The organism is Halorubrum sp. BV1 (genome assembly GCF_000746205.1).
Classification (GTDB): domain Archaea; phylum Halobacteriota; class Halobacteria; order Halobacteriales; family Haloferacaceae; genus Halorubrum.
In genome coordinates this window covers 573,858-587,214 of record NZ_JQKV01000002.1, presented here as the reverse complement: position 1 = coordinate 587,214, position 13,357 = coordinate 573,858, and the positions used below count along the sequence as shown (strand labels likewise).

Here is a 13,357-nt window from a genome sequence, read left to right as displayed (position 1 = left end):
GTGACCGGACGTGATACGTCCGAGGCTGACTCTTCGCCCGAGGCTGACTCTTCGGAGGCCGCCGACCCGGCCTTCCGTGAGCCTGGCCTCGACGAGGCGACCGCTGAAGCCGTTCTCGACGACGCCTTTGACGACGGTGGCCACGATGCGGACGGCTCCGCGATCGACACCGACCCGGGGGGACCGGATGAGGAGTCGGAGCCCGAACCGGAGCCGGAAGAAGCGATCAGCGATCCGCTCACCGAAGAGCGCCAGCTCGGCGAGGCTGAACAGGCGACGCTCCGTGAGGCCTACGGATACGTCCGGGCGTTCTTCAAAGCCCGGCCCACCCGCTATCGGGGCCTCCAGCGACGCCTTAAACAGGCGCGTGTCAGGGATACCTACGACGAGTACCTGACCGATAGCGTCAAGGCTGCGGTGGTCGCTGGGTTCGTCGCAGGGATTGTAGTCGCCGCCGTCGTAGGGGGGATCGCGCTGACGACGGGACTCGATGTCCTCGAACCACTGTTGGGTGTCACGGGACCGCTTCGGGGGGTGTTTGTTGCCAAGCCGCTGATCGGTGCCGTCTTCGTTGTGCCGTTTCTGGCCTCCGTCACCGCTGCGGGGGCGGTATGGATGGGGCGCAACTACTATTATCCACGTAGCGTCGTCGCCGCTCGCCGTCGAAGCATCTCGCTGAACCTGCCGTATGCGATCACGTTCATGTACGCCCTTTCCAGCGGTGGAATGACGTTTGATGAGATCTGTCGACAGCTTGGCGACAACGAACAGGTGTACGGGGAGGTTGCCAACGAGTTCGATGTCGTTGTCCGGGAAATCGACCTGTTCGGAAACGACCTGTTGCAGGCGCTCAGCAACCTCCGACAGCTGACGCCGAGCGACGATCTGCGCCGGTTCCTCGACGACCTCCTGGGGGTGCTCGAATCCGGCGGTGACCTCGAGACGTTCCTCGAAGAGGAAGCCGAGGAGTACCTCGACAGCGCACTCGAAGAACAGGAGTCGTTCATCGACACCCTCGGCGGGCTGAGCGAGGTGTTCGTCATCGGGTTCGTCGCCGCACCGCTGTTTCTCATCGTCGTGTTGATGGTGGTGAGTTTTCTCGGGGCCGACACCGTCGACCTCATCGCCGCGCTCGTGTATCTCGTCTTTCCGCTGGCGATGGCCGGGTTCCTCCTCGTCGTCGATCTGCTCTCGCGCCCCTACGAGGAGCCGACCGCGAATCTCTCGATCGAGGACGAGCGGATGATTGTCACCGAGCAAGTTGCGGACGATCCACGCTTTCCGGCCTACCAGCGGACGAAACGGGAGACCGGACTCCGTGCGTTTCTGGCCGATCCGTTCCGGGCGATCCGACGACGACCGTCGCTTTCGCTCGGGATCACTATCCCGCTCGGTGGCGTCGTCGTCGGGGTCGCCATCTGGACGGGAATTGTGTCACCCAGCGTCTCGGGATTCCTCGCGACGCCGCTTCGGACGACGGTCGGGCTCCTCGTCGGGCCGCTGATCGCAACGACGGCACCGGTGATGGTGCTTCACGAGCGCGAACGCCGCCGAACACAGACTATCACCGAACGGTTCCCCGACGTGTTGAACATCCTCGCGAGTGCGAACCAGATGGGCGTCGACATCGTCGACGCCTTCGAGTTAGTGACACGGTGGGCCAGCGGGACCCTCGCCACCGAACTCGAGAAGGTTCGCAACGATATCGCTTGGAACCACGACCTGACACGGGCACTCCTGGATTTTGCCGACCGACTGAACGTGCCACAGCTGAGCCGGACGATGACGCTGATTGCCGAGGGGAGCCGATCGAGCGGTGATATCGCCGGACTGTTGGAGATCGCAGCCGCCGATACGCGATCCCGGGAGAAGTTAGCTCGGGCGCGCCGCCGTGAGGTCGGGTCGTACGTCGCCATCGTCGTCGTCGGGTTTCTCGTCTACCTGTTGGTCATCGTCATGGTGAGTGCGAGTTACCTTACCCCGATCGGCGAGATCGCGGCCAGTTCCGGAGACGGTGGCGGCCACGGAGCGGTGTCGCTGGGGTCAATTTCGGTCGAGACCTACCGACTGCTGTTCCTACACTCGGCTCTGATTCAGGGCTTCGGGAGCGGGCTCATCGCGGGAAAGCTCGCCGAAAATGACGCACTGAGTGGACTGAAATACGGACTGGGGCTTGTCGTGCTCACGGTCGTGGTGTTCTTCCTCTTGGTGTAACCATGTCTGACTCATCCACCTCTCCTCGGCGTTCACGGCCGCCACGGTTCACGGAGTGTCGCACCGACCGCCAGACACACCGGGCTGCTGACCGCGCCGTCTCGCCGGTTATCGGCGCAATCCTGATGTTCGCCTTGGCGCTCGCGCTGCTGGCCATCCTCCAGACGACGGCGGTGCCTGCACTCAACGAACAGCTCGAATTCCAGCACAACGAGCAGACGCAAGACGAGATGGCCGAACTCGAAACCGTTCTCGGGCGGGTCGCGGCGACGGGTTCCGATGAGACGGGCTCGGTCAGCGCAGGGCTCCGCTATCCGCCGCGGATGTTCTTCGTCAATCCGCCGCCAGCCAGCGGGACCGTCCGGACGACCGACGCCGCGACCATCGATGTCGTCAACGGTCACGCGACGGGTGAGACGGCCGACTACTGGGACGGGGCGGAGAAGTCGTTCGAGACGCGGGCGGTCGTGTACGCGCCGAGCTACAACGAGTACGCCAACGCCCCGGACACGGTCGTCGAACCGTGGGTCGTGTACAATCGGTTCGAGGAGGCTCGACTGGCGATCACGGAGCAAGACCTCGTCGATGGTCGCCGCCTCACGTTAACGACGCTTCGTGGAGAGCGCACTACATCTCGAACCGACCGCCTCTCGATCGGCGTCGAACCGACGAGTGCGCCGGCTCGCACGGTGACCGTTCGGGCTGACGACGACCCGATGCGGATAACGATCCCGACAGAACTCACCGAAGATGAATGGGACGACCTCCTCGCCGCGGAACTCGATCCGGCCAGCGATCCGGACAACGATCGGTACGTGACCAGTGTCGACTGCCAGCAGGATCCGCCGACGCCGTGTGGTCGCCTCACGCTCACGCTCGAACCGGGCGCGACGTACGAACTCCGGCTTGCCGCCGTCGCTGTCGCCGGCGAGGTTCCCGAACCACCCGCGACGTATCTCACCGATGTCTCGGGAAACGCGACGGCGATCCCCGAAAACGGGGGTCAGAAACTCGTCGTCGAGGCCCGTGATCGCTTCGATAACCCCGCCAGCGGGGTCACGGTAACTGGGGATGTAGACGGTGACGGAACTCTCAGATCCGTCGACGCCACCACCGGGGTCGATGGCCGGGCGGCATTCGTCTACGAGGCTCCCGAGTCCGTCGACGGGAGTCGAGACGTGACGGTCACACTCGCGTTCGGAAGCGACCAACCACGTCAGGAAGCCGCCTTCTCGGTCCGCGTAATGGACACTGGCGGATCCGGAAGCGGGGGCACCAGCGCTGGAAACGGGGCGGCGCCAGAAACGACGATCACGAACGTCGACGCAAACACGGCAGGCGCGCGGGACCGCTTCCGGGTCAGCGTCGACGCGACTGATTCGGACGGCGACTTGGACCGCATCGAGTTTGCCCTTCGCGATCCGGAGACGGGAACCGTCATCGACTCTGCGACTGCGAGCGCCAGCGGCGGGGCCGACAGCGCGACTGAGCGACTTACCGCAGACGGTGGTGACCGCGCCGACGAATACCGGATCGTCGCGACCACGGCCGACAGCGCAGGCAATACGGGGAGCGACGACCGAGCGGTGTCCGGGACCGGATCCTGACTCGCGTGCCGGTCTAGTCACCGGGTGTGAGTCGGCGAGACGGTCTGTCGTCGAGATGCGCGACACCATGTGCGCGCGTCTATCGGTCGTCACCAGCGTGGAGCGGACGATCGCCGTTCGTGAGAAGGCGGTGAACACGCCGACCGAGGGACGACTGCCACGAGCGGAGCGAACTCCGACGACTTCGCCCGCTCGTTGAAAATTGGACTCGCGTACCGCTTCAGTTGAACTCGCCGTCCGAGCCGGCAGAACACACGGTAACGCAGCAGACTGCCCGACCGAGTTCACGGGCATCTGTCCCGATCAGTCATCTCGAATCACCATGATTTTCACTCGGTTTACGCCGTCGAAATCCCGAAGTCGGTAGGTCAGCTTTCGGACGCGTTTACCGTTCCCTTGGCAGAACAACGACTCGAGACACCACTCTCCTTGGTGTGTGTGACTCGTGTTGAGGATTACGTCCTGATATTCGTGTTGGACGCCGTGGAGCGCTCCGATCACGTCGTGATGGCGGTAGTCGAATGCGACGAGCGCGATGACGTCTTCGCTGATCGCTTCGAGCCGAGTGTGTGATTCGATGTACTCCTGCATTGCTTCACGGACCGCCCGGGATCGGTTATCAATTCCCTCGTCCTGCCAGACCTGATCAAACTCGTCGACTACCGCGTCCGGGATGTTGAAACTCGTTCGCATGCGGTCGCGTTCGGTGTCCAGACACAAGACTCCCGAGTTTGACAACCTCCCAGCCCCGTCGGTTGACAGGCCGGTCGCCGCCGTCACGTTTCGGGTTCCCGACGCTAGGGAGCGGTGGGAATATGATGGTTCCCCCAATCGGGTATTAACAACCGTTATTCGGCGCTCTCGCCGTGTTCAACGTATGACGGTGATCGCTGGTGACACGTTCGGCCTACTGCTCGGTGCAGTCGCACTCGGGGCTGTCCACGGGGTCGAGCCCGGTCATGGCTGGCCGGTCGCCGCCTCGTACGCCTTGGATCAGACGAACAAGTGGCTCTACGGCTTTACCGCGGGGTTCATCATCGGTGTTGGCCACCTCATCAGTAGTCTCACGATGGTCGGCGTGTTCTTTTACGCGAAATCCTACTTCAGCCTCGTCCAACTCAACGAGCCAGTCACCGTTCTCAATGGTATCCAGATCGGTGGTCCGGTCAGCCTGGTTGCGGGCGTGCTGTTAATTGGCCTTGGCGTCCGCGAGTACCGCCACGGCCACGCACATGACAGTCCCGATAGCACCCACCCTCGCCCGCACGAAACTCGCGGCCGCGAGTTGACGAATCACTCCGCACACGGTCACACCCACGGAGATAGTCACGACCACGGAGATAGTCACGATCACGACCATCCAAATTCACAGAACGACGAGGGACTCGGTTCCCGCCTGAAACGCACCGTCCCGTTCTTCGGAGGCCACACGCATACGGACGAGGGGTCGGACGACGTCGCCGAGAGGGGCTTGTTCGGAATCGCTTGGTTCGCTTTCCTGCTCGGATTCGCTCACGAGGAAGAGTTCGAGATTATCGCCCTGTGTGCCGGGTCGAACTACTGTCTCGAACTGATGAGTGCGTACGCAATTACCGTCATCATCGGTATCGTGGGACTGACGATGTTACTGGTCGCGGGCTATCAGCACCACGAAGAGAGGGTCAAGCGGTATGCGCCGTACTTCCCGATCTTCTCCGCTGTGATTCTCATCGGCATGGGTGTTGGATTCATCGTCGGCGTGTTGTAAGCGACTGACGGGGCGTCACTCGTGACGGGTGACTCTGGAACTCGCTCGCCAACTCTCACAGAAACGAGCACCTGATCCGCACCTTCGATGAGTCCGCTCCCGGAGAACGCAGCTGCCGGTTCGACGGGTCCACCCGATAGACGACCGTCACGAAAACTTCGGCCGCTCAGCGTACGCGATCGGGTCGCGCGCTCCGGCATTCCGGAACGCCTCAAGTCGGAACGCACACGCATCACACGTCCCACACGCGGGAGCCTCATCCCGGTAACACGACCACGTTCTGTCGTAGGGCACCCCGAGTTCCAATCCGTGCTCCGCAATCTCCGTTTTCGACCACTCCACGAACGGCGCTTTCAGCTCGATCTCCGTCTCCGGTTTCGTCCCGACGTCGATCACGTTCTGAAAGGCGTCGAAAAAGGCGGGCTGACAGTCAGGATATCCGGAGAAATCCTCCGAGTGCGCACCGATGAACAGCGCGGATGACCCTGTTGCTTCCGCGTACGACGTGGCCATCGACAACAGGTTTGCGTTCCGGAACGGAACGTACGAGGTCGGTATCTCGTCACTCTCGAGGTCCGCGTCAGCCACGTCCATCTCCTCGTCAGTCAGGCTCGACGCACCGATCTGGGAGAGATGCCCGGTTTCGATATGGAGGAAGTCAGCCGCGTCAACCTCTTCAGCGAGCGCGTTCGCACACTCGTACTCTTTGTCCTCCGTGCGCTGCCCGTACGACGTGTGGAGAAAGTACGGCTCGTACCCCCGCTCTATCGCCTCGTAGACTGCCGTTGCGCTATCCATCCCGCCTGACACCAGAATCACCGCGCTTTTGTTGCTCATATCTGCTCAGTTGTATCGAATTGGTTGTCACGCTGTACACCGCTCCGACTCCGACGGCAACACCACACTCGCAGCGCCGCACTGCACCGACCGAACTGTCTCAGGGTAACTGTCATGTTCCCGGCGCGTCGTCCCATAGGTCCACATGGAGTCGCGGCGTGTACCGGAATCCGTACTCCATCGCCAGCTCGGCGACCTCGCTTCGCGTCCCGTCGAGTTGCGCACGCGTCATGCCTTCCGGCATCACCAACACGTCGTCGTCCGCGACGGTCGCCGTCGTCGCCGCTCGCACCCGCTCAACTAGCTCCGTGATCTCTGACAGATCCGTTTCGTCCGTCACGACGAACTTGAGCTGTGTCTCGTACGCATCGACCATGCGGGCCAGCGCGGCCACGTCGATCCGATCCTGTTCGTGTTGCTTTTCGAATTCGCCGTCGCCTTTCGGGTCACGATTCGGCGTCGGCGTACTGCTCGCGAGCTTCGGGCTGATACTCGCAAGATCGATCGGCGCGTCTCGGTAGATCGTTCCGTTCGTCTCCACCGTCGTGTGATACCCCTCTGCGGCCAGTCGCTCTACGAGTTCGACCGACGCCTCGTGAATGAGTGGCTCTCCGCCCGTGAGCACGACGTGGGTGGCCCGCTCGTGTGACTGCACTTCCTCGACGATCGAATCGACGTCGCGCCACGCCCCGGTCGGCTCCCACGACGTATGGTACGAATCACAGAACCAACAGCGAAGGTTACACCCTGCGGTCCGGACGAAGACGGAGGGGACGCCCGCGAGTGTTCCCTCACCCTGCAGCGAGTAGAACACCTCGTTGATAGGAAGCCCCTCGCCGGCCGCGTCACCAGTCGTTCCGGAGTCCTCGATATCGCTCGCGACTGGCATCAGTAGGTCGCACAGAGCTCGCCGGTTTCTCTCACCGACACCGAGACTTTCGAGACGGTGGCTGGGAACGCGTCGAGCATCCGCTGTTCGAGGAGGACGCTCATCACCTCGGCCGTTGGTGGATGCTCCAAGACGACGAGCGCGTCGCCGTCGCCCGACGCTTCGAACGCGTCGACGAGCGGATCGCCTTCTTCGACGAGGAACCGGTGATCCCACGCGTCGATGACGTCTGTGACGTCGCCTTTGTCGACGACCCACCCCTCTTCGGTGAGTTCACCGGTCACCTCGACGGTGATCTCGTAGTTGTGGCCGTGCGGTCGCGAGCACTTCCCGTCGTGATGGCGAATCCGATGGCCCGAACTGATCCGAATTGGGTTATCTGCTCCGATGTGGAGCGTTCGTTTGCCCGTATCGGCCACAGTCGCTACCGCAGAATCATCTTGTGATATGCTCTGAGACATACTCGAAGAATACACAGTAGAGACATAAGCATTGAGTTTCGTCGGCCCGGTCGATTTCTGGCCTTTCAGATCGGTTCGCAAGCAGGCCAGTCGGTTGTCAGCTACGAGCACCATTCTCGCTCGCGTTATGTCACTATTTAAATAAAAACCCGAGACATTTTCGGTGTCGTCTGAGACGGTGACGTATGACACTGGTCGTTCCGTTCGATGGGTCTGAGCTCGCTGAAGCGGCACTCGTCAGGGCAACCGAGTTCGGGAACGTATTTAACGAAGACGTGCTGGCTGTGAGTGTCATCCCGAAGGGAAACACGACCTATGCCAGAGAACACGGCTGGATCGGACCGGACGAAGAGTTTGATTTGGAATTAGTTGTCTCAACGTTACACGAACAGGTGACCGACTTGTGTCCAAGTGCCGATTTCCGACATAAAGTTGTAGATCGGTACGCTCCATCCGGATCGATATCAACCCGTCTGCGGAAGGTTGCACGGGAAGAAAACGCCTCAATGGTCTTTCTCGGTAGCGAAAATGCCGGACATCTCGTTTCCGCATTGAGTAGCGTAGGACCGACCGTTGCTACAGACGAGGACTACGATGTCGTCATCGTTCGTAATCGGAGCCCAACCAAGATTGCCAAACTCAAAGACGCCTCGCCGCACAAAACCTCGAAGTCGGATTTCTATCTCCCCTAAGCTTGATCTGAACGGGACATGGACGTTTGAGCGTCTCTTTTTCATCGAAGAGACTGTGACTATCTGTTGGTTCCTCGGGATATTCACGGGCGGTGTCCGGATCGAATGTCACCCCGAGCTCCGGTTCATCTTGGGCCTCGATAACTCCATCTTTGACGGTGGAATCGTGTTCGATGATCTCGTCGGCCCACCCGGCGTCTCGACTCATGCGTTCGAGGACCACGAGATCCTCGAGACCGCCACGGAGGTGGACCGATGCGGCCGTTCTGACGCCGGCGTTCGGGTTTGGGGTGCAACAGTCATATACCGTGATCTCACCATTGAGTCCGCGCATGCTGAACCTGTTGGAGACCTCCGTAGCTGGTCACGTCCGGCTGGATGATGTCACACGCCTGCTTTCGGACGAAGTATCCCATGGTTTCATCGTTGTAGATACGTTCGTCCGTTGCGACTGGCATGTCGACCCTCTGGGTGACGTTGGCCATTCGGGAAATCGAGGAGAACGCCTCGCGCTTCAGCGCGGGGAGGATGTCACGCATCCGGTTGTGAGCGCCTCGTCGCGACACTCCTGAGAGGTGGACGAACAGCCATCGGTTTCGGGATCGTCTCCCCAACCGTGCAACTCGACGAGCGGTTCCAGTTCTCGAAGCTGAGCGGCGATCTCAGTTCCCTGTTCAGTCAGCGAGTACGTCGTCGTCGGAGGTGTCGTATCTGCCACCACCCGATCGACGAGGCCGTGACATCGAAGCTCTTTGAGCCGCTGAGAGAGCATCGGTGCGGTCAAGCCGTCGAGTTCGCGCTGAATAGCGTTGAATCCTTGAGGCCCTTCTGACAGGAGACGGAGGATGTGCAGCGTCCACTTCGGTCCGAGAATATCTTGTAATCCGTGCCATTTTGCCTGCCACTGCTCGCGCTTGCTCATTACCCAGTATCAGCCGCTATACCGAGATATACGTTCGGTATCTCTCCCCACTCTATGTGGTTTCAATACACTAACCACGTTCGTGTCTAATTACTGAACGGTATAACAGCCAGCAAGTCATATGGTGAAATGTGATGGATGATCCCACAGACAGCAAGATGGTATCGATTGTTCAGCCAGCAGCCGAAGAGTACACACGACGGACGGTTACTGTCGATTTCCTCTATCTGGACAACGAATCCTGCGACCGATGTATGGGGTCTGAAGACGCACTCGAAGCAGCACTTGAGAGGATCGAACCGGTTCTCGGTGCCCTAGACGTTGGTATTACTGTCAGAGATATCCATGTCTCGACGCTAGAAGCTGCTGAAGCGACCCAACTCGCCGTGTCACCGACGATCCGTATCAATGGCCGGGATGTCCAATCCGATTACATTGAAAACACCTGCGAATCGTGTGGAGACCTCTGTGAGTGTGAGGGTGACGTTGATTGTCGCCTCTGGCAGTACCGCGGCGAGGAATACTCGACAGCACCTGTCGGACTCCTCGTCGAGTCGTTAGTGCAAGCTATTGCACCGGACGTGATGCGGTCTAGTGAACCAAGCGAGAGCCAAGCCTATCAGCTTTCGTCGAACGTTCGGGACTTTTTCGAAGGGTCGAACAGCGCCGAATCGGACTGTGGGTGTGGTTGCTAAGCTGCGGTTCGTTTTAAACGCGTTTTGCCCTTGTCTCGGCTGACACGTCGTGGTCGATAATCTATTTGAGTTTTCAACTTCGTCGAAGCGGTCGTTCGTGAGTCGCTCGATCTTGTCGCGGATGTGACCAACCTCAGTAGTCGACTTCCGGTCCAGGTCGTCGAGATTCCAATCACGGTTCTCACCTGTCCGTCTCGCGGGACAGACATCGCCGGCCGAACACCCATCGTGATGACGCACTCGTTTTCCTGTGTTTCCTCGAACGTGATCTCCCGCGGCGTCCGTCCCGAGACTTCGATTCCGACTGCGTGCATGGATCGAACGACCTCGACGACGTCGATCGAGACGTGATCGACGCGATCAGTCGGGCGAACGAACTCAACGATCGAACGGGTGACGCTACGGGCCAGTGAATTCGTCCGGTGCCGAGCAACGGGCACCGTCCGTCTCAGAGTTCCATCTCGGTCGCGCCGTCGTCCATGACTGGTGCGACGAACGACTCACAGAAGACGAGTAGTGAGGGAGGTTAGTGGTTGCATACTACCGGATGTACAATATGATTGTTGACACAATCGGCTGACCCCAGATCGAGCTTAGGACGGAGCTCTGTTCGATAGATAGCGATCACCGCTTGACATCTTCGCCGCCCGGAAAGGCGGGGTTTTAGCCTTGCAGCTCCCAGTACAGAAACATGTACAGTGGCGGCCACTTGAGTCCGCGTGCCATCCGGCTGTGGAAACGAATCACACCCGCCGTAATATGAGTAACAAGTGTTCCTTGTGTGGTCGATCGATTCAGTCGTCCTCCGTTCCGGAACCCGGCGAGCGCGCGTTCTGTTCGAGCGGATGTCACGACGTGTATACGACGCTCGGAGATGCCGATTCCCCTGACGTCGCTCAGTCCCCACCTGAGAACGAGAGGACACGGGAGGGAGACGCGGTGCTTCCCGATCCGGACGGTTCGCAGACGTTTCTGCGGATCGACGGGATGTACTCCGCGACGTGTGAAGCGTATCTCGAGTCGCTCGCCGAGGCCCAGCCGGGAGTGATCTCCGCCGAGGCGAGTTACGTTACCGAGACGATCCGAATTGACCACGATCCGGCTGCCGTTTCGAAGGAGACACTGCGTGACGCGTTGAGTACGCTCGGGTACACGGCGTACCTCCGTGACGACGCCTCGACGGAGGCGGATGAGTCGGGCGGGACGACGCGCCGATCACGGGAGATGGACGGGATTCGGAAGCGGCGAGACGACCAGCTCTTGGGGATGCGATACTCCGTCGGTTTCCTCTTCGGCGCGTTCCTGTTGGTCCCGTACGTCGCGATTCTGTATCCCGCACACCTCGCGTCGATATTCGACTGGCAAGCGCTCGCGATATTCGAGGGCGCGTTCCAGTTGAACAGCGAGGGCGCGTTCGTGTTCCTCCGGCTGTACTTCGTGATGACCGGACTCATCCTCGTCTTCACCGGGCTTCCGGTGTTGCGGGGTGCGTACATCAGTCTGAAAATGCGTCGTCCGAACACCGACCTGTTGGTCGCGATCACCGCGGTGAGCGCGTATCTGTACAGTACGGTCGCCGTCATCCTCGGACGGAACGACATCTTCTACGACCTCGCGATCGTCGTGACGGCCGCGGTCACCGCATCGGTGTTCTACGAGTCGTCGATCAAACAGCGCGCACTCGATCGGCTCACCGAACTCACGATATCGCAGGTCGAGCGGGCGCGGACGTACGACGCAGACGGGACCACCCGAGAGGTTCGCGTCGAGGACCTCGAAGCGGGCGACGTCGTCCTCGTTCGACAGGGGGAACGCGTGCCGGTCGACGGCGAACTCGTCGAAGACCGCTGTACCGTCGACGAAGCGATCGTGACCGGTGAGTCGCTTCCGGTGTCGAAACCCGCCGGCGACGACGTGATCGGGGGGTCGATCGTTACCGACGGCGCTGCGTTGGTCCGTGTCGATCCGGGCGTGACGAGTAGCATCGACCGAATAACGACCGCAGTCTGGGACTTACAGAGCGCGACGCACGGGGTCCAGCGGCATGCCGACCAACTCGCGTCGTACGCCGTGTTCCTCGTCGTCGGAGCCGCCGTCGCGGTCGGCGGTGTTAGTGCGCTCGCGTTCGGACTGGCCCCGCCGAACGCCGCCCTCCTCGCGCTGTCGGTCCTCCTCGCCGGCTCGCCGTGGGCGCTCGGACTCGCGACGCCGTTGTCGGTCGCGAAGAGCCTCTCCAGTGCGCTCCGGCGCGGGATCATCATCTTCGACGAAACGGTCTTCGAACGGCTCCGCGACGTCGACATCGTCGTCTTCGATAAGACGGGGACGCTCACGACCGGGGCGATGGAAGTGATCGAAGCGGACGCGCCCGCGGAGCTGCTCGACGCCGTCGCCGCGCTCGAACAGCGGGCGTCACACCCCGCCGCGAACGCGATTGTGACGGCGTTCGCCGGCAGAGACGGAGGCGACGACACAGGGGATCAGTCGGACTCGGCGGCTGACGATATCGGAACGGACGGCGGCGATCGGATACGCGAGTTCACGAACCACCGATCCGGTATCGAAGGCGTGATCGGCGATACGTCGTATCTCGTCGGGAACCTCGATCTGTTCGCGGAACAGGGGTGGACCGTCGACGACGACATCCGGTCGCGGGTCGCCGACGCCCGGGGATTCGGTCAGCTGCCGGTCGTGATCGGTCGCGACGGGGCGGCAGAGGGGCTGATCGTCGTCGGCGACGAGCCGCGGGACGGCTGGAACGACACCGTCTCTCGGCTCGGGGAACGCGGCACGGAGGTCGTCGTCCTGACCGGCGACGACGAGGAAGCGACGGACTTCTTCAAGCGACACGACGCCGTGACGCATGTCTTCGCGACGGTTCCGCCGGAGGGGAAGACGGCGACGATCCGGCGGCTCAAATCAGAGGATCAAGTCGCGATGGTGGGTGACGGCACCAACGACGCACCGGCGCTCGCCGCCGCCGACCTCGGCATCTCGCTGGGCGGCGGGACGGAGTTGGCCGCCGACGCCGCCGATATCGCGATCGTCGACAACGACATCCGCTCCGTAGAAACCGCCTTCGACCTCGCGGGGGCGGCTCGCCGTCGCGTGAAACAGAACAATCTCCTCGCGTTCTCCTACAACGGTATCGCGCTCGCGGCGTTGGCCGTCGGATTCTTCAATCCGCTGACGGCGGCGGCCGCGGTCATTGCCAGCGGTGGATTGATCACGATAAACACTCGGCGGACACTCCTCGGGTAGCGAGGTACAGCCCCCGAACCCGGATCCGAGTC

At 61.4% G+C, this 13,357-nt stretch carries 12 protein-coding genes; 6 read left to right on the top strand and 6 right to left on the bottom strand.

Features of this window, described 5'->3' with window-relative positions:
* A complete protein-coding gene (locus EP28_RS07570) occupies nucleotides 1–2,214 on the top strand; it encodes a type II secretion system F family protein (RefSeq protein ID WP_049983376.1) in 2,214 nt (737 codons plus the stop codon).
* A 2-nt stretch (nucleotides 2,215–2,216) separates the two neighbouring features.
* Entirely contained in the window at nucleotides 2,217–3,821 is a 1,605-nt protein-coding gene (locus EP28_RS07565) for a hypothetical protein (protein WP_155118441.1), read from the top strand.
* Nucleotides 3,822–4,124: 303 nt separating this feature from the next.
* Here the strand turns inward: EP28_RS07565 and EP28_RS07560 are convergent, their stop codons facing one another.
* On the bottom strand, nucleotides 4,125–4,514 hold the full coding sequence (locus EP28_RS07560) for a CopG family ribbon-helix-helix protein (protein WP_049983374.1): 390 nt from the start codon (nucleotides 4,512–4,514) through the stop codon (nucleotides 4,125–4,127).
* Nucleotides 4,515–4,698: 184 nt separating this feature from the next.
* Here EP28_RS07560 and EP28_RS07555 point away from each other — a divergent pair, with 184 nt between their 5' ends.
* Nucleotides 4,699–5,568, top strand: a complete 870-nt coding sequence (locus EP28_RS07555; protein WP_230455274.1) for a hypothetical protein — start codon at nucleotides 4,699–4,701, stop codon at nucleotides 5,566–5,568.
* Between the two features lie 147 nt (nucleotides 5,569–5,715).
* Here the strand turns inward: EP28_RS07555 and queC are convergent, their stop codons facing one another.
* The 3 genes from queC to EP28_RS07540 form a co-directional block, all read right to left on the bottom strand.
* Complete coding sequence (gene queC, locus EP28_RS07550) at nucleotides 5,716–6,405, bottom strand: 7-cyano-7-deazaguanine synthase QueC (RefSeq protein WP_049983373.1); 690 nt, start codon at nucleotides 6,403–6,405, stop codon at nucleotides 5,716–5,718.
* A 112-nt stretch (nucleotides 6,406–6,517) separates the two neighbouring features.
* Entirely contained in the window at nucleotides 6,518–7,294 is a 777-nt protein-coding gene (locus EP28_RS07545; RefSeq protein WP_049983372.1) for a 7-carboxy-7-deazaguanine synthase QueE, read from the bottom strand.
* On the bottom strand, nucleotides 7,294–7,755 hold the full coding sequence (locus EP28_RS07540) for a 6-pyruvoyl trahydropterin synthase family protein (protein WP_049983371.1): 462 nt from the start codon (nucleotides 7,753–7,755) through the stop codon (nucleotides 7,294–7,296). Before EP28_RS07540 ends, EP28_RS07545 begins: the two co-directional genes overlap by 1 nt.
* A gap of 185 nt (nucleotides 7,756–7,940) precedes the next feature.
* Between EP28_RS07540 and EP28_RS13700 the strand changes: the two genes are divergently transcribed.
* Nucleotides 7,941–8,447, top strand: a complete 507-nt coding sequence (locus EP28_RS13700; RefSeq protein ID WP_080506085.1) for a universal stress protein — start codon at nucleotides 7,941–7,943, stop codon at nucleotides 8,445–8,447.
* Between the two features lie 314 nt (nucleotides 8,448–8,761).
* Here EP28_RS13700 and EP28_RS14555 read toward each other — a convergent pair whose 3' ends face one another.
* Together EP28_RS14555 and EP28_RS07530 are read right to left on the bottom strand one after the other, a co-directional pair.
* On the bottom strand, nucleotides 8,762–8,986 hold the full coding sequence (locus EP28_RS14555; protein ID WP_230455273.1) for an enolase C-terminal domain-like protein: 225 nt from the start codon (nucleotides 8,984–8,986) through the stop codon (nucleotides 8,762–8,764).
* The gene (locus EP28_RS07530) at nucleotides 8,962–9,369 is read right to left on the bottom strand and encodes a winged helix-turn-helix transcriptional regulator (RefSeq protein ID WP_049983370.1); all 408 of its coding nucleotides are present in this window, start codon (nucleotides 9,367–9,369) and stop codon (nucleotides 8,962–8,964) included. The genes EP28_RS14555 and EP28_RS07530 overlap by 25 nt, the downstream gene beginning before the upstream one ends.
* A gap of 134 nt (nucleotides 9,370–9,503) precedes the next feature.
* Here EP28_RS07530 and EP28_RS13695 point away from each other — a divergent pair, with 134 nt between their 5' ends.
* Entirely contained in the window at nucleotides 9,504–10,064 is a 561-nt protein-coding gene (locus tag EP28_RS13695; RefSeq protein ID WP_080506084.1) for a DUF2703 domain-containing protein, read from the top strand.
* 759 nt (nucleotides 10,065–10,823) lie between these two features.
* Nucleotides 10,824–13,325 (top strand): heavy metal translocating P-type ATPase, encoded by a 2,502-nt coding sequence (locus EP28_RS07525; protein WP_049983369.1) that lies wholly within the window; start codon nucleotides 10,824–10,826, stop codon nucleotides 13,323–13,325.
* The last annotated feature ends 32 nt before the right edge of the window (nucleotides 13,326–13,357 follow it).